This window comes from Peptoniphilus sp. BV3C26 (assembly GCF_000478985.1).
Taxonomy (GTDB): domain Bacteria; phylum Bacillota; class Clostridia; order Tissierellales; family Peptoniphilaceae; genus Peptoniphilus_B; species Peptoniphilus_B koenoeneniae.
In genome coordinates this window covers 1-24,371 of sequence record NZ_AWXB01000039.1, presented here as the reverse complement: position 1 = coordinate 24,371, position 24,371 = coordinate 1, and the positions used below count along the sequence as shown (strand labels likewise).

The 24,371-nt window shown below is 32.0% G+C and carries 27 protein-coding genes and 1 riboswitch; of the genes, 23 read left to right on the top strand and 4 right to left on the bottom strand.

Translation table 11 applies throughout. The annotated features are described in order from the left end of the window. The 16 genes from fmt (at position 1) to HMPREF1253_RS03215 (ending at position 17,190) form a co-directional block, all read left to right on the top strand. On the top strand, positions 1–921 hold the full coding sequence (fmt, locus tag HMPREF1253_RS03285; protein WP_023055368.1) for a methionyl-tRNA formyltransferase: 921 nt from the start codon (positions 1–3) through the stop codon (positions 919–921). A gap of 1 nt (position 922) precedes the next feature. Further along, positions 923–1,606: a zinc metallopeptidase gene (locus HMPREF1253_RS03280; protein WP_023055319.1), complete on the top strand. Its 684-nt coding sequence runs from the start codon at positions 923–925 to the stop codon at positions 1,604–1,606. Position 1,607: 1 nt separating this feature from the next. Further along, positions 1,608–2,873 (top strand): 16S rRNA (cytosine(967)-C(5))-methyltransferase RsmB, encoded by a 1,266-nt coding sequence (gene rsmB, locus HMPREF1253_RS03275; RefSeq protein WP_023055391.1) that lies wholly within the window; start codon positions 1,608–1,610, stop codon positions 2,871–2,873. Next, complete coding sequence (locus HMPREF1253_RS10720) at positions 2,870–2,998, top strand: hypothetical protein (protein ID WP_369758370.1); 129 nt, start codon at positions 2,870–2,872, stop codon at positions 2,996–2,998. Before rsmB ends, HMPREF1253_RS10720 begins: the two co-directional genes overlap by 4 nt. Positions 2,999–3,035: 37 nt before the next feature. Next, positions 3,036–3,887, top strand: coding sequence for a 23S rRNA (adenine(2503)-C(2))-methyltransferase RlmN (gene rlmN, locus HMPREF1253_RS03270; RefSeq protein WP_369758369.1), 852 nt, complete (start codon positions 3,036–3,038; stop codon positions 3,885–3,887). Then, a complete protein-coding gene (locus tag HMPREF1253_RS03265; protein WP_023055346.1) occupies positions 3,884–4,609 on the top strand; it encodes a Stp1/IreP family PP2C-type Ser/Thr phosphatase in 726 nt (241 codons plus the stop codon). The genes rlmN and HMPREF1253_RS03265 overlap by 4 nt, the downstream gene beginning before the upstream one ends. Continuing rightward, positions 4,606–6,558 (top strand): Stk1 family PASTA domain-containing Ser/Thr kinase, encoded by a 1,953-nt coding sequence (pknB, locus tag HMPREF1253_RS03260; RefSeq protein WP_023055418.1) that lies wholly within the window; start codon positions 4,606–4,608, stop codon positions 6,556–6,558. The genes HMPREF1253_RS03265 and pknB overlap by 4 nt, the downstream gene beginning before the upstream one ends. Next, positions 6,555–7,415 (top strand): ribosome small subunit-dependent GTPase A, encoded by an 861-nt coding sequence (rsgA, locus tag HMPREF1253_RS03255; RefSeq protein ID WP_023055359.1) that lies wholly within the window; start codon positions 6,555–6,557, stop codon positions 7,413–7,415. The genes pknB and rsgA overlap by 4 nt, the downstream gene beginning before the upstream one ends. Continuing rightward, positions 7,412–8,053, top strand: a complete 642-nt coding sequence (gene rpe / locus HMPREF1253_RS03250) for a ribulose-phosphate 3-epimerase (protein WP_023055429.1) — start codon at positions 7,412–7,414, stop codon at positions 8,051–8,053. Before rsgA ends, rpe begins: the two co-directional genes overlap by 4 nt. After that, on the top strand, positions 8,050–8,691 hold the full coding sequence (locus tag HMPREF1253_RS03245) for a thiamine diphosphokinase (RefSeq protein ID WP_023055356.1): 642 nt from the start codon (positions 8,050–8,052) through the stop codon (positions 8,689–8,691). The genes rpe and HMPREF1253_RS03245 overlap by 4 nt, the downstream gene beginning before the upstream one ends. 192 nt (positions 8,692–8,883) lie before the next feature. Further along, positions 8,884–9,579 carry a Crp/Fnr family transcriptional regulator gene (locus HMPREF1253_RS03240; protein ID WP_023055354.1) on the top strand — a complete coding sequence of 232 codons (696 nt, stop codon included), beginning with the start codon at positions 8,884–8,886 and terminating at the stop codon, positions 9,577–9,579. A gap of 10 nt (positions 9,580–9,589) precedes the next feature. After that, positions 9,590–9,874 (top strand): helix-turn-helix transcriptional regulator, encoded by a 285-nt coding sequence (locus tag HMPREF1253_RS03235; protein ID WP_023055414.1) that lies wholly within the window; start codon positions 9,590–9,592, stop codon positions 9,872–9,874. Positions 9,875–9,990: 116 nt separating this feature from the next. Beyond that, entirely contained in the window at positions 9,991–11,211 is a 1,221-nt protein-coding gene (locus HMPREF1253_RS03230; protein ID WP_023055332.1) for a dicarboxylate/amino acid:cation symporter, read from the top strand. A gap of 84 nt (positions 11,212–11,295) precedes the next feature. Then, positions 11,296–11,408: riboswitch (FMN riboswitch) on the top strand. 56 nt (positions 11,409–11,464) lie between these two features. Further along, positions 11,465–12,070 carry an ECF transporter S component gene (locus tag HMPREF1253_RS03225; RefSeq protein WP_023055385.1) on the top strand — a complete coding sequence of 202 codons (606 nt, stop codon included), beginning with the start codon at positions 11,465–11,467 and terminating at the stop codon, positions 12,068–12,070. Positions 12,071–12,236: 166 nt separating this feature from the next. Then, positions 12,237–15,968, top strand: a complete 3,732-nt coding sequence (locus HMPREF1253_RS10435) for an S-layer homology domain-containing protein (RefSeq protein WP_023055342.1) — start codon at positions 12,237–12,239, stop codon at positions 15,966–15,968. Between the two features lie 181 nt (positions 15,969–16,149). Further along, complete coding sequence (locus HMPREF1253_RS03215; RefSeq protein WP_023055425.1) at positions 16,150–17,190, top strand: site-specific DNA-methyltransferase; 1,041 nt, start codon at positions 16,150–16,152, stop codon at positions 17,188–17,190. 165 nt (positions 17,191–17,355) lie between these two features. On the opposite strand, the gene HMPREF1253_RS03210 is transcribed toward HMPREF1253_RS03215, so the two are convergent. The 4 genes from HMPREF1253_RS03210 to HMPREF1253_RS03195 form a co-directional block, all read right to left on the bottom strand. Next, a complete protein-coding gene (locus HMPREF1253_RS03210; RefSeq protein WP_023055375.1) occupies positions 17,356–17,946 on the bottom strand; it encodes an MjaI family restriction endonuclease in 591 nt (196 codons plus the stop codon). A 119-nt stretch (positions 17,947–18,065) separates the two neighbouring features. Then, positions 18,066–18,698 carry a 50S ribosomal protein L25 gene (locus HMPREF1253_RS03205; RefSeq protein ID WP_023055440.1) on the bottom strand — a complete coding sequence of 211 codons (633 nt, stop codon included), beginning with the start codon at positions 18,696–18,698 and terminating at the stop codon, positions 18,066–18,068. Positions 18,699–18,707: 9 nt separating this feature from the next. Continuing rightward, positions 18,708–19,769, bottom strand: a complete 1,062-nt coding sequence (gene mnmA / locus HMPREF1253_RS03200) for a tRNA 2-thiouridine(34) synthase MnmA (protein WP_023055392.1) — start codon at positions 19,767–19,769, stop codon at positions 18,708–18,710. Positions 19,770–19,820: 51 nt separating this feature from the next. Further along, positions 19,821–20,678, bottom strand: coding sequence for a DegV family protein (locus HMPREF1253_RS03195; RefSeq protein ID WP_023055339.1), 858 nt, complete (start codon positions 20,676–20,678; stop codon positions 19,821–19,823). An 86-nt stretch (positions 20,679–20,764) separates the two neighbouring features. Here HMPREF1253_RS03195 and HMPREF1253_RS03190 point away from each other — a divergent pair, with 86 nt between their 5' ends. From HMPREF1253_RS03190 to rpsI, 7 genes are all read left to right on the top strand, one after another. Continuing rightward, entirely contained in the window at positions 20,765–21,862 is a 1,098-nt protein-coding gene (locus tag HMPREF1253_RS03190) for an FAD:protein FMN transferase (protein WP_023055395.1), read from the top strand. Beyond that, the gene (locus HMPREF1253_RS03185; RefSeq protein ID WP_023055331.1) at positions 21,859–22,359 is read left to right on the top strand and encodes a hypothetical protein; all 501 of its coding nucleotides are present in this window, start codon (positions 21,859–21,861) and stop codon (positions 22,357–22,359) included. Before HMPREF1253_RS03190 ends, HMPREF1253_RS03185 begins: the two co-directional genes overlap by 4 nt. Next, entirely contained in the window at positions 22,356–22,694 is a 339-nt protein-coding gene (locus HMPREF1253_RS03180) for a thermonuclease family protein (RefSeq protein ID WP_023055382.1), read from the top strand. Before HMPREF1253_RS03185 ends, HMPREF1253_RS03180 begins: the two co-directional genes overlap by 4 nt. Beyond that, positions 22,687–22,875 (top strand): thermonuclease family protein, encoded by a 189-nt coding sequence (locus HMPREF1253_RS10715; protein WP_081696578.1) that lies wholly within the window; start codon positions 22,687–22,689, stop codon positions 22,873–22,875. The genes HMPREF1253_RS03180 and HMPREF1253_RS10715 overlap by 8 nt, the downstream gene beginning before the upstream one ends. After that, positions 22,875–23,372: a phosphatidylglycerophosphatase A gene (locus HMPREF1253_RS03175; protein ID WP_023055322.1), complete on the top strand. Its 498-nt coding sequence runs from the start codon at positions 22,875–22,877 to the stop codon at positions 23,370–23,372. The genes HMPREF1253_RS10715 and HMPREF1253_RS03175 overlap by 1 nt, the downstream gene beginning before the upstream one ends. A gap of 90 nt (positions 23,373–23,462) precedes the next feature. After that, a complete protein-coding gene (gene rplM, locus HMPREF1253_RS03170) occupies positions 23,463–23,897 on the top strand; it encodes a 50S ribosomal protein L13 (RefSeq protein ID WP_023055397.1) in 435 nt (144 codons plus the stop codon). Between the two features lie 12 nt (positions 23,898–23,909). After that, positions 23,910–24,302: a 30S ribosomal protein S9 gene (rpsI, locus tag HMPREF1253_RS03165; protein WP_023055337.1), complete on the top strand. Its 393-nt coding sequence runs from the start codon at positions 23,910–23,912 to the stop codon at positions 24,300–24,302. The last annotated feature ends 69 nt before the right edge of the window (positions 24,303–24,371 follow it).

Below are 24,371 nucleotides of genomic sequence, written 5' to 3'. Positions count from 1 at the left end.
TTGAAAATTATTTTTATGGGAACTCCAAGTTTTGCTGTTCCAGCTTTAAAAAAGATTTCAGAAAAACATCAAGTTGTCCTGGTAGTAACAAGGGAAGATAAAAGACAAGGAAGGGGCAAAAAACTTGCTAAACCTGAAATAAAAATTTGTGCAGAAGCTTTGGGCCTTGAAGTTTATCAACCTGAAAAAATTAATTCGAAAGAATCTATAGAAAAATTAAAGTCCATGAATGCAGACTTAATAGTTGTGGCAGCTTATGGAAAAATTTTAAAAGATGAAATTTTAAAATTAACAGGAGATAATCCGGTTAACATTCACGCATCTCTTCTTCCTAAGTTAAGAGGAGCGGCCCCTATTAACAGGGCTATAATAAATGGAGATGAATTTGCTGGAGTTTCAATTATGAAAATTGAAGAGGGCCTTGATACGGGAGATTATTGCTTTCAAGATAAAACTCCAATAAAAAACAAAAATATAGATGAACTTACAGAAGAGTTGGGACAAATGGGAGCAGACTTAATTGTTAAATTTTTAGAAGATTATGAAAAAAATAATATTAAGTGGATAAAGCAAGAGGATTCTAAGGCAACCTATGCTCCAAAAATTGAAAAAGAAGAAGGTTTTATTGACTTTAAAAAGATGACTGCTGATGAAATTGAAAGACTTTCCAGAGCCTTGTTTGATAAACCTGGAATATCTTTTAATTATGACGGCAATAGAATTAAAATTTCAGATCTTGAAGTTTTAAACATGGAAGGAAAAGCAGGACAGGTTATTTCAAATGAGGGTCAATTAATTATTATGACAAAAGATAAGGCTATAAAGATTAATAAAATTCAGTGGCCGGGTAAAAAGATGATGAATACTGAAGATTTTCTTCGTGGAAGAAATATTGAAGAAGAAAAAATAATAGGGGGTTAATATGCTTTTAGGATACGGATACTATTCAGGTTTAATATATTTAATTCCAGGTTTTTTACTTTCCTTGTATGCTCAAAGTAAAATCTCTTCAAATTATGAAAAATATAGAAAAGTTTTTAATGAAAGCGGTTTAACGGGAGCTCAAGTTGCAAGAAAAATTTTGGATGCAAACGGATTAAATAATGTAACTATAAAAGAAGTAAATGGAAGGTTGACAGATCATTATGATCCAAGAGATAAGAGCCTTTCACTATCACCGGAAGTTTATGAAAATTCCAGTGTGGCATCAGCTGCTGTTGCAGCTCACGAAGTTGGCCATGCTTTGCAAGATAAGGAAAAATATGGACCTCTTGCTCTTAGGACTTACCTTGCACCAGGAGTTGCTATAGGATCAAACTTAGGTATATATCTTGTCATTATGGGACTTATATTTTCAGATTTTTTATTAAATTTAGGAATAGGTCTTTTCCTATTGGCAGTGGCTTTTTCTATAATAACTCTTCCTGTTGAATTTAATGCATCGGCAAGGGCAAAAGAAGAACTAAAACTTTTTATGTCTGATAGGGTTATGGAAGGAACTGAAAAAGTCCTCTCTGCAGCAGCTTTAACTTATGTTGCTTCAACCCTTGTATCAATAGGAAACCTTCTTAGACTTTTAGCCCTTAGAAATAGGAGCAGAAGATAATATGACAGTTAGAAAAAATGCAATGAAAATCATCCTTGAAGTAAACAAGGGTGCTTTTTTATGGAAGTCCTTAGATAAATATAGAAATTATGACGAGATGCCCCTTTTAAGAGAAATTACAAGCGGAGTCATTAGAAACAAAACTTATTTAGATTATTTAATTGAAAAAAGTTCAAAAATAAAATTTAAAAAAATTCACGAAAAAATTCTTACTATACTTGAATTAAGTCTTTATCAAATAATTTTTATGGACAATATACCAAGTTACACCATTGTTGATGAAGCTGTAAAACTTGCAAAAGAAGTGGGAAATAGAGGTTCCATAGGCTATGTAAATGGAATGCTTAGAAATATTATAAGAGAAAAAGATTTTTCAGTTGACTTAAAGGGTATTGAATATCTTTCAACATTTTATTCTCACAGTCTTTCCTATGTAAAATATATAATAAGTTTATATGGAGAAGAAAAAGGAGAAAAAATTTTAAAACTTAATAATAGTGAAGCTCCATTTACAATTAGAACAAATACCTTAAAAATTTCAAGAGAAGAACTTTTAAAAAAGCTTAAAGAAAATTATATTGTTCAAATTGATAAGCTTACAGATTCAGGTTTAAAAATAGAAAATCCAAGAGGAATTTTAGATTCAGATGAATTTAAAAAAGGATTTTTTTATGTTCAGGATTCAGGTTCAATTTTAATTTCTCAGGTTTTAAATCCAAGACCTGGCTCAAAAGTTTTGGATATGTGTGCAGCTCCCGGAGGAAAGACCGCCCATATGGCAGCCCTTATGAAAAATGAGGGTAGCATCCTTGCTTGGGATAGGGATAAAAAAATAAAGCTTATTGATGAAAACACAAAAAGACTTGGAATAAAAATAGTAAAAACTCAAATAAATGATTCAACTATCTACAAAGAAGAAAATAAAAATGAATTTGATTATGTTATGTTAGATGCACCCTGTTCAGCTCTAGGACTTATAAGAAGAAAACCTGAAATAAAATATAAGGACTTTTCGAATATAAAAGAATTGTCAAATATTCAATATAAACTATTGGAAAATGCTTCACAATATGTAAAACTAAAGGGTGAGATATTATACTCAACTTGCTCTATTTTGAAAGTTGAAAATGAGGATATAATCTCAAAATTTTTGCAAGAAAATAAAAATTTTGAGATTGTAAAAACCTTTGATAAAGATACTTTTAGAACTGATGTAACAATGGGAAGCGATGGTTTTTCAATGACTAAATTAAGGAAAATAAGATGATTTATATAAATGACTTAACTTTTGAGGAAATGAAAGAATATATAAAAAAAATTGGAGAAAAACCTTTCAGAGCTGAACAATTATTTAGGTTTTTTAATTCTAGAAAAAAAATTAAATTTAAATGAATCTTCAAATCTTCCCAAATCTTTAAGAGATTTAGATGTGAGTAAAATAAAAATTCATAAAATTTTTAATTCTGAACTTGATGAAACGAAGAAATTTTTATTTAGCTTAGATGATGGCAACCTTATAGAGGGAGTCCTTATGAAATACAAATACGGATATGCTCAATGTATTTCAACCCAAGTGGGATGCAGAATGAATTGCTCTTTTTGTGCATCAACTAAAAAAGGTCTTGTTAGAAATTTAAGACCATCGGAAATGTTGGGACAGATTTATCAAGTTGAAAAAGCCTTTGACATAAATGTTTCAAATGTTATATTAATGGGGTCAGGAGAACCTTTTGATAATTTTGACAACCTTTTAAAATTTTTAGAAATTATTCATGATGAAAAAGGCCATAATATGAGTTATAAAAACATTACAATTTCGACTTGTGGAATAAGCCCAAAAATTTATGAGCTGGCAGATTATAATAAAAAAATAACTCTTGCACTTTCTTTACACAATCCTTTTAATGAGGAAAGAAAAAAAATTATGCCTATTGCAAAAAAATATGATATTAATGAAGTTATAAAAGCTTGCAAATATTATGAAGAAAAAACAGGCACAAGAGTTACTTTTGAATATACTTTAATTGACGGAGTAAATAATAAGGATGCTCATGCCAATGAACTTTCCAAGTTATTGAAAGGCATGCGAAGTCATTTAAATATAATACCTTTAAATCCCATTGAAGAATATCAAGAAAAAAGACCTGATAGAAAAAAAGTTGAAGATTTTAAAAATAAAATGAATAAACTTGGATTAAATGCTACAATTAGAAGAGAATTAGGCAGTGATATTTCAGCATCATGTGGGCAGTTAAAGAGAAGTAGTGAGGTAGAACATTGAAAATAGTTTCAAAAACTAACGTCGGTAAAGTCAGAGAAAAAAATGAAGATTATTACCACGTGTCCGAAAATCTTCCTCTATTTATTCTTGCAGACGGAATGGGTGGACATTTAGCAGGTGAAACAGCTTCAGCAACAGCTGTTAAAACCATAGTCCATGAATTTGAAAGCAAGAATATAAAAGAAGCGGCAGATGTAAAAACACTTATAGAAGAGTCAATTGAACTTGCAAATAAAGTAGTTTTCGATTTAGCAAATAGTGTGGAAAAATATAAGGGCATGGGTACCACTCTTTCAATAGCCTATATTTTTGAAAAGCAATTTATTTATGCCAATGTAGGAGATTCAAGAATATATGAGCTTGACAAAGAAGGAATAAGAAAGCTTACAAGAGATGACACTTATGTAAATTATTTGTTGGACATAGGTGAAATAACGGAAGAAGAAGCAAGGGTACATCCAAATAAAAACGTGCTTACATTAGCTCTTGGTACTGAAAAAAAACTTAAAGTTAATATTCAGTCAAGAGATATTGAAGGAAAAAAATTTTTGCTCTGCAGTGACGGACTTACAAATATGGTAAAAGAAGAAGACATATACAAACTTTTAATGGAGAATGAACTTGAAGATGCCGGTAATATGTTGATGGAAAAAGCCCTTGATAATGGTGGAGTTGATAATATTACTTTTATATTAATAGATACAAGTAGGTGTGAAAGTTGATAGGAAAAATTTTAGGAAATAGATATGAAATATTAGAAAAAATCGGCACCGGAGGTATGGGGGACGTTTATAAGGCCCATGACAGAAGACTTGATAGAATTGTTGCTATAAAAATCTTGAAGCAACAATATAATGAGGATTCAAATTTTATAAAAAAATTTAAAAGAGAATCTCTTGCTGCAGCAAGTATTTCTCATCCAAGTATTGTCAGCATATATGATGTCGGTTCAGAAGAAAATCAAAAAGAAACTGTCCATTATATAGTTATGGAATTTATTGATGGGAAAACTTTAAAGGAACTTATTCAAGATGAAAATAAAATTCCTGAAAAAAGAGCTTTAAATTATGCTATTCAAATTGCTGAAGCATTAAAAGTTGCCCATAGTAAAAATATTGTCCATCGTGATATAAAAAGCCAAAATATTATGATCACAAGAGATGATAGAGTTAAGGTTACAGATTTTGGAATAGCAAGAATTGCAGATAATACAACAGTAACTGCAACAAATGCCATAATGGGTTCTGTTCATTATTTTTCACCAGAACAAGCAAGGGGAGGAAAAGTAGATAACAGAAGCGATATTTATTCTCTTGGAATTGTAATTTATGAAATGCTTACAGGAAAACTTCCCTTCGATGCAGAAAATCCTGTATCAGTTGCTCTTATGCAAGTGCAAAGTAATATGCCAATGCCATCAGATAGTGTTCCAGGAATAAGTAAAGAAACAGACTTACTTGTAAAAAAACTTACCATGAAGGATCCTGAAGACAGATATGAAAATGCTCAGGCTGTAATCCGTGATATAAAAAATATTTTACTTGGCAGAAAAGAAGACTTCGGTTTTGAAGAAGTGAGAAAGAAAAGAGTAATAAGACGAAGCGACAGAGAAAATATAAAAGTTAAAGAAGAAGATGAACCTGTTATAGAAGAAAGACCTAAAAAACCAAAAAAGGAAAAATCTTCAAAATTGCCTGTAATTTTAGGCTCTTTAACTGCACTTTTACTTGTAGCTCTTCTCATTTTTGTAGTACCTAAAGTTTTATCTGGAAGAGACAGTGGGGATAAGCCCGTAGAAACTAATGAAAAGATTACAGTGCCTGTTTTAGTTGGAAAAACAGAATCAGAAGCAAATTCAATTTTAGCCGCACTTGGACTTAAACCTGATAGGGAAGTAGATGAAGATGACACCCAACCAAGCGGAGTAATATTAAGTCAAGAACCTAAAGATGGAGAAGAAATTGAAAAAGGCTCCATGGTTAAAATAGTTGTAAATAAATTACCAGATACAGAAAAAATTCCGAACTTAGTCGGTAGAACTTTAGAAGAAGCAAAAGATATTATAAAGGGAACAAGTTTGGAAATAGGCGAGGTAAAAGAAGAATACAATGAAAGCATAGATAGTGGAAAAATTATTTCAACTTCACCTGAATCTGGCTATGAAGTAGGAAAAGGACAAAAAATTGATATCCTTATATCAAAAGGAGTAGACAACAATCCTGTAAATTTAAGAAGCTTAAAGGGTATACCTCTTGAAGCTGCAAAGGGAGTTTTGGACAGTTTAGGACTTAAATATAAAGTTGAAAATGTAAGATCCAACAAAGTGGATGAAGGAGAAGTTGCATCTCAAAATGAAGTTGGAGAAGTTTCAAAATCTACGGAAATAATTTTATATGTTTCAGAAGGACCTTTACAAGATGGAGAAAATGAAGTAGGTTCAGAAAACTCCTCTGAAGACGTCAAAAGTGAAAGTATAAGTGTTACAATTCCTCAAGACGGAGCAAGACACAGAATAATAATTAATAGAATTCACAATGGAAACACAAGTGAATACTATAATTATCACAAGACAAGTGAAGAAAGCCCCGTTGAAATTGAACTTAAAGGTTCAAAGGGAGACACATTTAATATTTTTATAGACGATGAACAAGTAGATACAAGAACACTATGATAGGAAAAATTATAAAGTTGACGGGAGGATATTATTATGTCCTCTCTGATACTGTTTATGAAACAAGAGCAAGGGGACTTTTCAGACATCAAGACTTAAAACCTTTAGTAGGAGATAATGTTGAATTTGAAGTTGAAGAAAATTCTCTTGGCTACATTACAAAAATTTTAGAAAGAAAAAATTTTTTAAAAAGACCGCCTGTTGCAAATGTTGATGCGGTCTTAATTTTAATAGCGGCAAAATCTCCATCTCCAAATACCCTTTTAATAGATAAGGTAATTGCAGAATATGAAAGAGAAAATCTTGAAATAATAATAGGCATAAATAAAATTGACTTAGATGAAGAAGCTGGAAATAAACTTTATGAAACCTATAAAAAAAGCGGATTTAAAACCTTTAAAATAAGCCTTAAAAATTCCCTGGGAATAGAAGAACTCCAAGAATATCTTTTAAATAAAACCATAGCCCTAAGCGGAGTATCAGCAGCGGGGAAATCTACCTTAATAAATAAATTAATAGGCGGAGAATTAAAAACCGGAGAAATAAGTAAAAAATTAAATCGTGGACGACACACAACAAGGCATACGGAAATATTTTCCGGGAAAAATATATATCTTTTTGATACACCGGGATTTTCAAACTATGAGTTAACTTGTCCATCAGAAGATTTGAAAAATTATTTCAGAGAATTTATTAAATTCGGTCCCTGCAACTTTAACAACTGTAATCATATTCATGAGCCTAAGTGCATAATAAGAGAAAAAGTAGAAGAAGGAAAAATAGATAGACAAAGATACGAAAACTATAAAAATCTTTATTTAGAATTAAAAGAAAAGGAGAAAAACAAATATTCATGATAGCACCATCAATCTTGTCCGCAGATTGGACAAATATGCAGGAAGAATTTAAAAAATTAAATCAAGGTCAAGCTGATTACATACATATAGATGTAATGGATGGCAATTTTGTGCCAAATATTTCTTTTGGGCCTTCCCTTATAAAGCAATTAAGAAAACTTACAAAAATACCCTTTGACCTGCACCTAATGATAATGAAGCCTGAAAATTATATTGAAGAATTTAAAAAAGCGGGAGCAGATATAATTACTATCCATCCATCAGCAACACTGCACTTAGATAGAACAATCTCTCTTATAAAAGATTTGGGAATGAAAGCAGGAATTGCAATAAATCCAGGAGAAAATATAGATTCTATAAAATACATTTTAAAAAAATTGGACTTGGTTTTAATTATGAGTGTAAACCCAGGCTTCGGTGGACAAAAATTTATTGATTATAGCCTTGATAAAATTAGAGATTTAAAAGAACTCATAAAAGAAAAAAATTCAAAAGCTTTAATAGAAGTTGATGGTGGAATAAAACTTGATAACGCAAAAGAAGTAATAGAAGCAGGAGCAGACATATTAGTGTCAGGATCAGGAATATTTGGAGAAAATACCCTAGAAAATATAAGGAAGTTTAAAGAAATAAATTGAAAGCAACAGTAATATCAGGGGGGAAAAAATTAGACCCCACGATAATAAAAAGAGAAATAAAAAATTCATATATAATTTGCGCCGATAGCGGCATAAAAAATTTAAGAGATTTAAAAATAAAACCAGATTTATTATTAGGAGATTTTGATTCCATAGAAGACCTTGACAGAAAAAAATTAGAAGATAAAGAAATAGAAATTTTAAAATTTCCAAAGGAAAAAGATGGAACTGACACAGAAATGGCTTTGGAAGAAGCAATAAAAAGGGGCTTTGACCAAATAACAATCCTTGCCATGAGCGGCACAAGACTTGACCACACCCTTGCAAATTTATTTTTACTTGAAAAAATTTACAATAAAAAAATAAAAGCAAAAGCAGTAGATAACAACAACGAAATAATTTTTGCAGGACCAGGTCAATATATTTTCAAAAAAGACGAAAATTACAAATATATTTCCCTTGTCCCCGTAAGTGAAGAAGTAATATTTTCAACAGAAAATATGGCTTATGAAGTAAAATCCCTTTTAATAAAAAGAGAAACATCAAGAGCAATTTCAAACGAAATGAAAAAAGGAAAAGAAGCAAGTAAAATAATAATAGAAAAAGGAAAAACTTTTATAATAAGATCCGTTGATTAAGTCGACGGATTTTTTTATGGGAAAATATAAAAAAGTTATAAAATAAACTATATAAAATTTATAAATATTTTAAAAAAGTATTGCAATTATACAAAAGCTCCTTTACAATTAAGCATGAAAACTTTTATAATTATATGCTTAAAGATTGTGTTAACTGAAAAAAATTGGGTAATATAAAACATAGGTGATGTTATGGAGCTGAATTTTGAAGACAAAAAAATTGCTTTTAAAGACGTACCGATTTTGTCTTACCTCAGTGAAGAAGAAATAAATTCGATGAACTCATCCTTTGAAGTAGAAAGAGTATCAAAAGGAGAGGCAATTTTTAAGTCCGGTCACCCGGCAAATGTTATGTTCATAGTTTATGAAGGAATATTCAAGCTTATGAAGCCCTTAAGCGACGGCAGAGAACAAATACTATATATTTTTAAAGCCGGCGATTTTGTAGGAGGGCTTAATATTTTGTCAGGGGATAAGTATGTTTATAACGGAGTCTGTCTTACAGACTGTGTAATAATTAAAATATCCAGTTGTGATTTTAAAAATGTTCTGCTTAAAAACAGAGAATTTTTATTGAAACTTTTGGAAAAAACATACGAAAGAGTTAGAAAAAGTGAATCTCTTATAGATGTTTTGTCCGGCATAAATGCCAATATGAAAGTTGCAAAACTTCTCATAAACTTTGCTCAAATATATGGCAAAATCACAAAAGAGGGTATTTTATTAAATCTGGATATAAATAGAGAAGAGCTAGGCTTTTATTCAGGAATCACAAGGGAGACAATTTCAAGAAAGCTTAATCAGTTTGAAAAGGCCGATTATATAAAACTTCTCCCAAAGGGACGTATATTAATTAAAAGTATTGAAAACTTATATGATTTAATTTGAAGGTGAAATAATGAAAAAAATTAAAATGGAAATTTACGAAGAATACGCTGAAATGTTAAAAGTTATGGCTCATCCTATAAGACTTTTGATCGTGAAACATCTTTCTCAAAACGGAGACTTAAATGTTTCAAACATACAAGAATTAGTTGGAATACCTCAACCTACTGTTTCTTCCCATCTTGCAAAACTAAAAAGAAGCAAGGTTTTAAAATCAAGAAGAGTGGGAACGGAAATTTATTATATGATAGATAGCCCGAAAGCAAAAGAAATTATAAAAATACTTTTCGGAGAATAAAAACTTGAGCGTTGAAAAAACGCTCTTTTTTTTATGGTATTTTTATGAAACATGAAAACTTTTTCATTGATTAAATAAATTAACATGCTAAAATAAAATTAGAAAGGAGTAAAAAAATGGAAAAGAAAAAAAGTTTTTTTAACAGTTTAGTATTTAAATTAATCCTTGGAATAGCAATAGGAATTATAGTAGGCCAAATGGCAAACCAAGGGTTAATAGCAGTTATTGATGCAATTAAGAGGATACTTGGAGATTTAATAGGATATATTGTTCCTCTTATAATTTTAGGATTCATAACACCAGCTATAGTAAGCTTAAAAGATTCAGCAGGGAAAATTTTATCAGTAACCCTATTAATTTGCTACATATCATCAGTAGGTGCAGCAACAATGAGTTTAATAGCAGGAAGAATAATAATTCCCCATCTTAATATAGCAAGCAATGTAGGGGCAGGAAATGAGATCCCAGAAGCAATATTTAAACTTCAAATAGCTCCCATAATGCCAGTTATGACAGCCCTTGTAACATCAGTTTTAATAGGACTTGCAGTACTTTGGACAAAATCTCAAACATGGGAAAAACTTTTGCTTGAATTTAACAACATAGTTCTTGCAATAGTAGATAAAGTTGTAATAACAATTCTTCCCCTATACATTGGAACAACCTTTGCGGAACTTGCTTATGAAGGAGCAATAATTCATGAACTTCCAGTATTTATTAAAGTAATTTTAATTGTAATAGTTGGACACTTTATTTGGATGACCCTTTTATATTCAATAGGAGGAGCAATATCAAAAGCAAACCCAAGAGAAGTATTTAAACACTATCCACCAGCATACTTCACAGCAGTAGGAACCATGTCCAGTGCGGCAACCCTTCCAGTAGCCTTAAAATGTGCAAGAAAATCAAAAGTCCTTGATCCTAAAATAAGGGACTTTGTAGTACCCCTATGTGCAAACACCCACCTTTGCGGTTCAGTATTAACAGAAACATTCTTTGTAATGACTGTATCACAAATTTTGTACGGAAAAATGCCAGAAATATCAACAATGATTTTATTTATTTCCCTACTTGGCATTTTTGCCATAGCAGCACCAGGAGTGCCCGGAGGAACAGTAGTAGCATCTTTAGGTTTAATAACAAGTATTTTGGGCTTTAACGACACAGGAACAGCTCTAATGCTTTCCATATTTGCCCTTCAAGACAGTTTCGGAACAGCATGTAACGTAACAGGAGATGGAGCAATAGCCTTAATGGTAACAGGAATATTTAATAAAGTTCCAGGAAGAAATGGAAACGTAGAATACCAACCAAGCACAGAAGAAGATGTAAAATAAAAAATAAATAAAGACTTATTAAGAGAATATTTAATCTTAAAATTTAACTGAGATTGAATATTCTCTACTTTTGTTGTATAATAAACTTATCTTCAGGGCGAGGTGTAAATCCTCACCGGCGGTTATAGTCCGCGAGTTTTAACTGAATCGGTGAAATTCCGATACCGACGGTATAGTCCGGATGAAAGAAGATTTTTTGTATGCCCGGAAGTTGGGCTTTTTTTATTGCCCTTAAAATTAAGGAGGAATAAATATGAACGAAGTAAAAGTAAGAAGCAGATTTAAAACAAGAAACATAACAAGAGTTGCAGTTCTTTCAGTAATAGCCTTTGTGCTTATGAACATAAAAACTCCCTTAGGATTTATAGCTCCCTCATTTATGAAGCTTGACATTTCGGATATGCCGGTTTTAATAGGAGCCTTTACCATGGGACCTGTATATGGGGTTATTACAGCTTTAATAAAAAATATCTTAAAAATAATTATTGCAGGATCTGACACAGGACTTGTAGGAGAACTTTCAAACTTTATCGTTGCAAGTGCCTTTGCAGTAACAGCCTCTCTTTTCTATAGAAAACATAGAACCTTTAAAGGAGCAATAGGATCTTTAGCCTTGGGAATAATAACCATGACAGCTTTAGCAATGCTTTCAAACTATTTCTTTATTTTTCCCCTATATGGGAAAATAATGCCAATGGAAGCAATAATCTCCATGTGTTCAAAAATAAATGCAAATGTTAAAGACTTAAAAGACATTATGTTTTATGTAGTTTTGCCCTTTAACCTTGTAAAAGGAACGATAACTGCGATATTTACAATCTTTATCTATAAGCACGTAAGACCTGCTCTAAAAGACTAAACAAAATTAAAAAATCAATTAGAACCGTAAGTTTAAACTTACGGTTTTTTATTTAAAAAAATAAAATTAAAAAGCATAAGATCATGGCTATTTTGCCTTTGTAAAAAAATTTTTAATATGATAATATAAATTTAATATCAATATAGACAAAAATGAGGAGGATTTTATGAAAGTAAGAAATGTAAAATTTGTTTTTATGTTTTTAGCAGTTTTTGCACTAACTTTTATTTTGCCACAAAATGTAAGTGCAGCAACTCTTGAGCCACAAAACATGGACGAATTTAAAAACATGGTTGAAAATGCACAGAATGGAGATGTTATAGACCTTGTAAAATTTTATAACAGAAATGAATTTAAGCCAGGAGGTAATGACTTTTCTTCCCTTGGACTAATTAATGTAAATAGTAATATTACCATTATGTCATCAGACCCAAAACAAGCTGCTTATGGATGGGGTACAACAGAGGGAGCAAGGGCTGTTTACATATCAAATATAAGCTTTAATATAGCTTCTGAAAAAACTCTTACTCTGAAGGGACACCTTTATCTAAAGGGACCTGAAGACAAAGCAGTAATTTCAGGCGAAGGGAATCTTTATTTAACTGAGAGGATGAATCTTTCGGGACAAAATGGCAAGCCTGCTATTTATCTACCTAACAGTTCAGTAAAAATAGAAAATCTTATGTCTTATACTGGTGAGGAGGAAACTGGTGAAATTAATGAATATGGGTATCCTGTAACAGTTAAGCTAAAATATTACAGCAGAATTATAGGGGGAGATTCTTCAACAGAAAGGGGAGCAGATGCCATTGTTGCTAAAGATATTGAAGTTGATCAAACTAATTTAGACTTTAAACCTTCCCCTTATACCGTTGATCAGGGCCTTTATATAAGAGGCGGTAATGGCCTAGGAGATAATATCCAAGGCGGCCATGGATTAAAGGGTGAAAATATAATCGTAGACCTTTCAGGAGAAAAAAATGAATATCATTCTACATCTACTGTTATTTCAGGAGGTGCAGGAGGCTACGGTCAAGGAGCAATAATAGGGAAAAATATTAATATCAAGTGTGCCGGATACAATAAAATAGCTCCAGGTAACGGAGTTGATTTATCTGTAAACGAGAGCAAAAGAGAAAAGTTTTACTATGGTACTATTGAAGTTGAAGATGATGGAGGTAAATTAGACTTTGCCACAAAAGAATTTCCAAGTCTAAATGATAGCGATAAGGAAAAAATGAATAGCATAACCGGTGGTGGTAATATAAAATATATAGACTCAAATGGTAATACAGAATCCGAAAATTTTTTCAGTGGGAAAAGATTTACTAACTTCTATGGGCCTATTATCCTTGCTAATGGAAACGCTAAGGTAAATGTCTATAGAGGAAACTTTATAGACAAGGGAGCTAATGACACTATGCCTAGTGGTTCAGCTGATCCAGACTTTATGTACAAGCTTCCCCATTCACCTGTTATAGAAATGGGAACTGGAACATTGAATTTGGGAATGCCAGGTCAAACCGATCCTTTATCAATAGGTTGCGGTTTTCACTTCTTTAATACATCAGAAGCCCTTATAGACTCAAAGGCTGATGTAAATGTTTACGGAGCAAACACCTCTATTCAAGGTCCTACACCTGGATCAAGCACATCTAATAAAGGGTATAGCGACAATGAAATAGCACCTAAGGTTGGGGCTGCAGGTATTAGAACTCTGGGTAAAGTCTTAGTTGACGGAGCTAATATTTCCGGTGGAGGAATATCTAACATATTAAGTGATAATGGTTCAAAAAAAGACCTATACAGATTTGGCTCTGGTATAAAAGATGCAAGTGAAGTTAAACTTGTAAATGGTGCAGTGGTTCAAGGCTATGGACCTATAAAATACTTGAGAAATAAAAGTGTATACAAACACAGCAATAGCTTTGCTGAAGAAAATGTATCTGCAGGCTACGGACTTGAAAATGTAGTCAGTGTATATATTGAAAACTCAGAAGTCCACGGTGGAGATATATTAACTGTCCCATCTAATTGTGATACTTCAGGTAGGTGTGAAGGTAATGGAATTGCCGGAGCAGGGATAAAGGGTGCTACAGACATTCAAATTATAGGTGACTCTTTAATAACGGGGGGTTCATCCACTAATATAACTCGGAACGGATATTTATTTGCCGACAGACTTACGGCAGGAAGCGCCATTGACGGAGGAGAAAATCTATCTGTAAAGGGTGGAGCACAAATTTATGGCGGAGGAAGTTCCACAAAGTCAGGTCACGCCATTGCCAATGTAAATAACCTAGTTGTTGAAGGTGATGAAGCAAGCGGAACGGAACCTACAATTTTTGGTGGAGGTTGTAGATTTACAGATCAAGAAACTAATAGGCAAGCAGGTTCAGGCCTTTATATGGTAGGAAATGCCACTATAAAAGCAGGTAAAATTGAAGCTGGTAATAAACTTTATCAAACCTATATAGAAGCTTATAAGGAGAAAATGCATCCAAGAACTAGAGGTGGAGGATTCTCAGGGCGATCCTCTGAAGCCTATGCCATATCAGCAAGTGGTAAAGTTATAATTGACGGACAAGGTCAATTCACACCACAAGTTATGTCTTATACTACACCTAAAGGTTGGTTTGGAAAAGATCCTATAAGTAGTATATTTTTAGAAAACGATGGAGCCTTATATGTAGGCAAGGCAAAAGTATTTTCCGGTGGAGATGAAGAGTACAGAGATAAGAATATTTTAGTCAAGGGCGGAAAATATCACGTTGATATTTTTAAAGAAAACACCATAAATTCTTATGAAAAAGCTGAAGATAAAGATGGAAATCCTCAGGGAATAAAATATAGGACAGAAAATTCAACTCCTCTATATAGAATATTAAAAGTTGATAAAAATAAAAATTACAGTGATCTTATTGATGAAGATTTAAAGAAAGGTCCAGCTTATGACGGTGTATTTGAAAGAGATTTTGGCATTCTTCTATATAAGTCTAATGCTTCTTTAGGAAAGACAGCGAAAGAGAAAGCTTTGGTTAGAAAAGATCTAGCTCAAGGCTTAAAAACTCTTGAATTTAAAGAAGAAAAAGATTTAAGCAAAATGGCTGATGACAACATAGTTTTAAAAGAAACTGAAAAGCCTGAACCAAAACCTCAACCTCAACCTGAAAAGCCTAAAGAAGATAGGGAGATTGGAGGAAGATTCACTATAATAAGTGAAGATCATAATAATCATGATGATGATCATTATGAAAACCATATAAAATATATTTACGGTTATCCTGATAACAATATTAAACCTGAAGGAAATATAACAAGGGCAGAAGCTGTGGCAATAGCAGTAAGATTAAAGGGAATTTCTGCAAATAACAAGGTAAAACCTGATTTTGAAGATGTTGAAGAAGGACAATGGTATATAGCTTCTCTAAATGAAGGAATAAGACTTGGACTTTTAGATTGGAATCAAAATAAAATAAGACCCAATGATCCTATAACAAGAGGAGAAATGGCAAAACTTTTCGCTGCCATTGATGAAAAAAATAATGCAAAATCAGATTTCCCTGACATAATCGGCCATAAGTACGAAAAAGAAATTAATATGGCTTTTGGAAATGGAAGAATAGTAGGATATTCCGACGGAACATTTAAACCAGATAACAATATAACAAGAGCTGAAGCAGTTATAATGTTTAACAGTATTTTTAATAGAATTCCAGATAGGGCTTATATTGATTTAAATGAAGCTCTATTGGAAAAGTACAAAGACCTAAATAAAAAGCACTGGGCTTATTACGAACTTATGGAAGCTGCAAACAGTCATGAATTTAAGAGAAAATCAAATCTAAAGGATGAAATTTGGTTAAAAATTATAGAAGATAAAAGTTTATTAAAGTAAAAAAATAAAATTTTATAAGACCTCGACTAAGATTTATATATTAGTCGAGGTCTTTTTATTTTCTTATATTCTTAATCCCTTGGCAGACTTAAATTAATAGTTTAAAATTAGTCTAAGGCAAAAATAAATTAAAAAATTTACCTACTTTAAAATAAAGCTTAAAAATAGGAGGAAAAGATAAATGACAAAACATGAAATTATTCTTGGAGATAGCAAAAAAATGGACAAAATATCAGATGAGTCAGTTAATCTAATTGTCACATCGCCTCCTTATCCCATGATAAAAATGTGGGATGAAATGTTTAGCAAAAAGGATCCAGAAATTGAAAAGGATTTACAATCTGAAGATGGGATGGGCGCTTTTTTTAAAATGCATAAGGTCCTTAAAAAAACTTGGGAAGAGTGTGACAGGGTTCTTGCTAAGAATGGTTTTGTCTGCATTAATATAGGAGATGCAACAAGAAGTATAGGAGATAATTTTCAACTTTTTTCCAATCACACTCAGATTATTAATACCTTTCTTGAAATGGGTTATAGTCTTCTTCCCGATATTCATTGGAGAAAGCAGTCCAATTCTCCTAATAAATTTATGGGCTCTGGAATGTATCCTGCTGGTGCTTATGTTACTTATGAGCATGAATATATTCTGATTTTTAGAAAGGGCGGCAAGAGAATTTTTAAGGGTCAAGAAAAATTATTAAGACAAAAAAGTGCTTTTTTTTGGGAAGAGAGAAATGTTTGGTTTTCTGATCTTTGGGATGTTAAGGGAACTTCTCAAACTATTCTTTCAGCAAAAAATGGTCGTGATAGAAATGCTTCTTTTCCTTTGGAGATACCCTTTCGATTGATAAACATGTATTCAGTGGAGGGGGACACTGTTTTAGATCCCTTTGCAGGCCTTGGAACAACTAACCTTGCTTGTATGATTTTAAATAGGAACAGTATTGGAGTTGAGATTGACGAAGCTATTGCAGATATGGCTTTAAATAATATGGATAGGAGCCTTGATGAATTAAATCAAATTATTGATACTAGAATTAAAAGACATTTAAATTTTATTGATTCTTTAAAAGAGGAAAAAAAAGAAAAATGTTATCTTAATGATCATCATGGTTTTCTTGTAAAAACAAAGCAGGAAAAGAAAATTGAAATTAATCCTATAACTGAAATTAAAAAAGAGGGAAATGTATTTTTCTGCCAATATGGTAAGGATAAAAGTTAATTATTTATATAAAAATTAGCGGATAAGAGCTATTTTGCTTTTGTCCGCTAATTTTTGTGATTTTTTATAAATTTTATAAAATCAAATTTATTTTGACCAGGAAATTTCCTTAAATTAGGCCTATATAAATAAAATTTGGCTTTACATAGAAAAGTCAAAGTGTTTTTAATCTTCCACTTCTATTTCTATACCTGTTTTTGTCTTGTTGTAATAGATCATTTTCACATCTATTACTTCAGAAAGACGGCCCATAGTTTTATAGCTAAAGGGTTTTACAGAATAGGGGGTGTTTCCAACATATCCGTCTATACCTTGGCTTTCTTCTTGAGGATTTGCCAAACGATAGGAAGTGTTTTTCTTTTCTGCAAGAAAAGCCAAGATTACTTTTTGAAAATAAAGTCCGTTAAATGTTTTGTAGATAAGAAGATCTTCAACCCAGTCTTCTACCATGGCTTTATCAATAAGATCAATGGCACTGCGAAGATTGTTTATCTGCAGCCATATTTTTTCACTTGCTTCTTTGCGGGCATTGGGATTTAGATTTTCATACCAAGACTTCCAGCCTTCTATGGTCTTTTCATCGCCGGATTCTAAAAATTCCAAAAAGAGATTGGACATTTGACCTACAACATTTGGACGGGTTCCCTTTGCATTTTGATTAGCCCAGTTAATTAATTGAGATGTGTATTTGGGAAAAGAATAGGGACTCTTATCATTATACAGGCTAATATCTTTATTATTCATTGAATAATTCATCTTTAATCCTCCTTAAAAATTTTGACTTATTTTATTAATATTATATAAGTCTATGGTTTCTTAAACAAGAAAGATGGGAAAATAAAAAAACCGCCTTAAAAAAGACGGCTTTAACTTTGTTATTCTTCTTCTTCTTTTTCTTTAGTTTCAGCAACTGTAGGAACTTCAACTGATGCTTCTGATGTTTCTTCTTCAATAACTTCTTCTTGAGGAGCACTTAAAGTAGCCACAATTTCATCTCTATCTGTAAGAATTTCGATTTTTTCGTTTTTAGCTATGTCAAGATCTTCTACTGTCATTGTATCGCCAATTTGCATATCAACAACTTTTACAAGAGCTTCACTTGGAAGATCTGCAGGTAAACATTCAATTTCAACTGTATCAAGTATTTGCATCAATACTGAAGGTTGAACTTTTACATTATCTCTGCCTTCAAGAACAACAGGAATTTCAACTTTGATTTTTTGATTCATATCTATTAGATAAATATCATAGTGCATAATTTGATTTTTAAAGGGATGTTTTTGAACGTCTTTAAAAAGAATATTTTTTTCTTCTCCGTCAAAATCAGCCTTTATAATGTTTGAAAGACCTGCATTTTGATATGCTTTTACTAAATCTTTTTCTACTGCATATACGTGAATTGCTTCTTCTCCCTTTGAGTATGCAACTCCAGGGACAAGACCTTGTGCTCTAAGTTTATCGACCTTATTTTTACCAAAGGCCTCTCTTTTTGTAAAATTTAATTTCATAATATCCTCCTAATTTTTTATTATACCCGATCCAAGACAAACTTCTCCCTTGTAGAAGACACATACTTGTCCGGGAGTAATTCCTTTTAACGGATTTTTTAACTTAATTTTTAAATCTTGACCGTCCTTATAGATGGTCATTTCTTCATCAGGTGCCCTATAACGAATTTTCCCAGTGCATTTAAAGGGAAAGTCCGGTTTTTCAGTTATGAAAAAGGGATCTTCAACAGTAAACTCATCTTTGTAAAGAAGAGGATTTTTAACTCCCTGAGCTACTATAAGCCTGTTGTTCTTTAAATCCTTATCACAAACAAAAAAAGGTTCTCCGCTTCCAACACCGCCTATGCCGATTCCTTTTCTTTGACCTATTGTGTAATGAATAAGGCCTGAGTGTTTGCCGATTATATTTCCATCAACATCAACAATGTCGCCGGGTTTTGTAAATAAAAACTTGTCTAAAAATTCATTAAAATTTCTTTCGCCTATAAAACAAACTCCAGTGGAATCTTTTTTCTTAGCTGTGGACAAATTTAATTTTTCTGCAATTTCTCTAACTTTATTTTTTTCTAAATTTCCAATAGGGAAAATAGTTTTCTTTAAGGCTTCCTCATTTACTCTGCTTAAAAAATAGCTCTGGTCTTTATTTTTATCAAGGCCTCTTAAAAGATAGGTTCTTCCGTTTTCAGTCTTGGTTCTTGCATAATGTCCCATAGCTATATAGTCTGCATCAAACTTCATAGCAAAGTCAAGAAAAGCTTTAAATTTTATTTGAGTGTTGCACATAACATCGGGGTTAGGGGTTCTTCCTTTTTTATATTCTTCTAAAAAATAAGAAAAAACTTTATCCCAGTACTCTTTTTCAAAATTCACTGTGTACTGCTTGATTCCCAGTTCCTGCGAAACTTTTATAACGTCTAAATAATCATCAGTAGCAGTGCATTCAGCATCATTTTCGTCCCAATTTTTCATGAAGACTCCGATTACATCATAGCCTTCTTCTTTTAGAAGATAAGCAGAGACTGAAGAATCAACTCCGCCGCTCATTCCAAGGACTACTTTTTTCTTTTCCATTTTATCACCTAAACAAATTGTATTATACAATAAAAATCCATATTTTAAAAGTTAGTTAGGCTCGCTTCCTTCATATATTGTTGTAAGTAAACCTTGACCTGTGTGTATAGAAATTATAGGTGTCATCTCGATGATTTCTATTTTAACATCGGGATCTTTTTCTAAGATCATTTCTTTAAGTATTTGGGCTCCCTCTTCATTAGCACATTGAGATATAAAAAGCTCTTTTGAATTCAAATTTCTATCTTCAAAATATGTTTCTTTTAATTTTTTATAGGCATTCTTAATGCCTCGAGTTTTTTCTTTTACTGTAAGCTTTCCCTCAGCATCCACTCTTAGTATAGGTTTTATCTTTATAGCTGTTCCCACCAGGGCAGCCGTTACTGAAAGCCTACCGCCTCTTTGCAAATGAAATAAGTCGTCTACAATAAATATGTGTTTTAAAAATTTTGCTTTTTCTCTTAAAATTTCGGCATTTTTTTCAATAGGGATTTCTTTATCTCTATTTTTAAGGGCATGTTCAGCAAGAATTGTAAGACCTGCTGTTGCTGCAAGGGAATCTACAACTTCTATTTTTCTTTGAGGAAAGTCTTTTAAAAGTTCATCTGCTGCAATTTTAGCCTGTAAATACTGACCTGAAAGCCCTGAAGAAAGACATATATATAAGATGTCTTTCTCTTCTTCCAGAGATTTCTTAAAGTATTCTTTAAATGTAAAAGAATTTATCATTGAAGTGGACATATCCTTGTTTTTTAATATTTCCAAAAATTCTTCTCTGCTTAAATTTTTAAAATCATCTGTATTTAAAATTGTTTCTTTGTCAACAATGATATCCATAGGAATAATATTTATTTTGTCTATTATATCTTGGCTGAAATCTCCACCCATGTCTGCATATATTGAATACATATTTTTCTCCTTTTTTAATATAATCACATAATATCTTATTTCTTGTTTAAGTTTCAAGTAAATGTTAAAATTAAAAAGGTGATTGCATGAAAAAAATAATAATTTTAATATCTTTAATTTTATCTTTAAGTCTTTTTACAGCCTGTAATAAGGATAAAGAACTTGAAAAATATTCAGACCAATTTTTCGACACCTTTGACACTGTTGTAGATGTAAGTGTCTATACAGAAAACGAAAAAGAAGGTCAAAAACAACTTGAACTTATAAAAAACGAATTTGAAAGATTAAATAAACTCTTTGACAGATACAATAAGTATGACGGAATAAACAATTTTTGTAACGTCAACGAAAATGCAGGGCTCGCTCCTGTAAAAGTGAGCCCTGAAGCTTATAAACTTATTAAGGATACTTTTACCTACAATAAAGAACTGTCAAATAAGGTTGATATATCCATAGGACCTGTTGTGGACCTTTGGACAAAGTACAGGGACCTCTATAACGAAGGAAAAACAAAAGAAGAGGTAAAAGCCTTAACAGGATCTTATCTGCCCACAGAGGAAGCCCTAAAAGCTCTCAGACCCCTTTTAGGTATGGATAAGATTGTGCTTAATGATGAAGAATCTTCTATCTACTTAAAAGAAAAGGGAATGAAAATGGATATAGGTGCTGTTGCCAAGGGATATGCAACAGAACTGGTAGCTCAAAAAGCAATTAAAGAAGGGGTAAAGCACTGCGTAATAAGTGCCGGAGGTAACGTTAGAATTATTGGAGATTTCCCAAAAAATGATAGTGGAAAAACAGCCTTTGCCATAGGAGTAAGAAACCCAGATGTTGATGAAAATACAAACGGAATGGATTCCATTTCTGAAGTTTTGCATTTAAATGACACTTCAGCTGTAACAAGTGGAGATTATCAAAGATATTTTGATTTGGACGGAATAAGATATTGCCACATAATTGATCCATTAACTTTAAAACCTGCCCATGATTTTAAATCAGTAACAATTATTGCAAAAGATTCAGGCCTTTGTGACTTTTTATCTACAGCTTGCTTTTTACTTCCCATTGAAGAAGGAGAAAAACTTTTAAAAGAAAAGAATGCTCTGGGAATTTGGATTGATAAGGATTCAAAAACTTATATGATGGAAGGTGCTCAAGAGTTGACAGATAGGGGACAAAAATGAGAAATAATATAAGAGGCCTTATCTTTCATATTTTCTTAGGACTTATCCTTTTTGTTCTTGCTTATTTTATAAATTTAAGCCCAAGTTTGACAGGGGTTTTATATGGCAATTTTATTTTCAGACTTGTCCTTATAGCTTTTGTGATTTTTTTGTATTTTAACTTTTCAAAGGCTATGAGCAAAAGGCAAAATAAAAACTTTGATTTTCTTGCGGGAAATTTAATTGTCTTTATAGGTTTAATCACTATGGGATTTGCCTTTTTAGGACTGGGAAAAAATATTTTTAAAGCAGGACCAGGAGGAAGCGGATTCAGAATTTTTATGGACGTGTTTTTATTTCCCCAGCTCTATATTATTAGACTCTTAAAACTTAAAGAAAGCTTTGTAAGTTTAATCTTACTAAGCTTTTTGCCAGGTTTAATTTATGGAATTTCCATAAAAATTAGCAGAAAAAAGCTTATAAGAAAAAGAAATTTAGCAAGAAGAAGAAAAATATGAATAGATTAAAAAAACTTTTATTTTTAGTCTTTCTAATTATTCTCGCCTACGGTATAAATTTATTTTTAAGTCCCTCTTTAGGGCAATTTGAAGCTTATACCGTAACAAAAGTATCTGATGGAGATACAATTTGGGCAAACAATGAAAAAATAAGAATTATAGGAGTAAACACTCCAGAATTAAAAAGTAAAGAAGACTTTTCTCATGAGGCAAAAGACTTAACTAAAAGCCTTGTTTTAAATAAAAAAGTATATTTTGAAAAGGACATAGAAGAAAGGGATAAATATAATCGACTTTTAAGATATGTTTGGCTAAAAAACCTAAAAAATAAATAGGGAAGAAATTGAGAAGAATACCCTTGAAGGAATACTTTTAGCAAAGGGCTATGCAAGGGTCTATACCTTTAAGCCAAACATAAAATACAAAAAATATTTTAAAGAAATAGAAGATAAAGCAAAAAAAGAAAAAGTCGGAATGTGGAAAAATTCAGAAGAAGGGAGCACAAGAGGTAACTGATGTATAAATATAAAATGGAAGAACTTGTAAAAATTACAAAGGAAAGATTAGAAGAAAGAGGAATAGAAATTTCAGACATAGCAAAAATAGTTTATGATCTTCAAATTCCCTATAGCCCTCATGTAACTTATGAAATTTGCCTTGAATCCGTTGAAATGGTTTTGGGAAAAAGAGAAGTAGTTCATGCTGTTCTCACAGGCCTTGCTCTTGATAAGATGGCAATGGAAAAAAATTTAGACGAACCTCTTCAATCAATAGTTTCTAACGACGAAGGCCTTTACGGTATAGACGAAATATTGCCCCTTGGAATAGTAAATTTATACGGGTCCATAGGACTTACAAATTTTGGATATCTTGACAAGGAAAAAATAGGAATAATAAAAGAACTTGATGACAGAAAAAAAACTTCAGATGAAGTTACAACCTTCGCAGACGACTTAGTTGCAGCTATTGCAGCCGCAGCAGCATCAAGAGTTGCTCATCAAAATATAGGTTAAAAAATATCTTGACAAATGAATAAAAACACTCTATTATAATCAATAGTGTTTAAAAAGCCCCGGAAATTTTTTATACACAGGAGGAAATTCATGAATAGCAAGAGCTTTATGGCTAAAGCTAATGAAGTTGAAAGAAAATGGTATATTATAGATGCCGAAGATAAAGTTTTAGGTAGACTTGCTACTGAAGTAGCTACTCTATTAAGAGGAAAACACAAAGCTATCTATACACCCCATGTTGATACAGGCGACTTTGTAATTGTAATTAACGCAGATAAAATTCGTCTAACAGGTGACAAGTGGAATCAAAAAGTGTACGCATATCACACCGGATATCCGGGAGGAAGAAGAGAAATCCAATATAAACAATTAGTTCAAAAAAATCCTGAAAGAATCATTGAACTTGCTGTAAAAGGCATGTTACCAAAGAGCAGATTGGGAAGAAAAATGTATACAAAACTAAAGGTTTATGCAGGACCAAATCATCCTCACGAAGCACAAAAACCTGAAGTATACGAATTTTAATTGGAGGTAGTTATGGACAATAAGCAATATAGAGGAACAGGAAGAAGAAAATCTTCTGTAGCTCAAGTTAGACTTATTCCCGGAAACGGAAACTTTACCGTTAACGGAAGAGATTTAGACAACTACTTTAACTACGATACTTTAATAACAGTTGCAAAATCTCCCCTTGAGTTAACAGAAACTCTCGGCTCATATGATGTTATAGTAAAAGTTCACGGTGGTGGATTTACAGGTCAAGCCGGAGCTGTAAGACATGGAGTTGCAAGAGCTTTACTTGAAGTAAACGCAGACTTCAGAAGTCTATTAAAAAAAGCGGGCTACCTAACAAGAGACCCGAGAATGAAAGAAAGAAAGAAGTACGGCTTAAAGAAAGCAAGACGTGCTCCACAATTCTCAAAGAGATAAGATACAAAAATTACCTTGGAATCACCAACTTCCAAGGTTTTTTTATTTTATAATAAAAACTTTATAAAA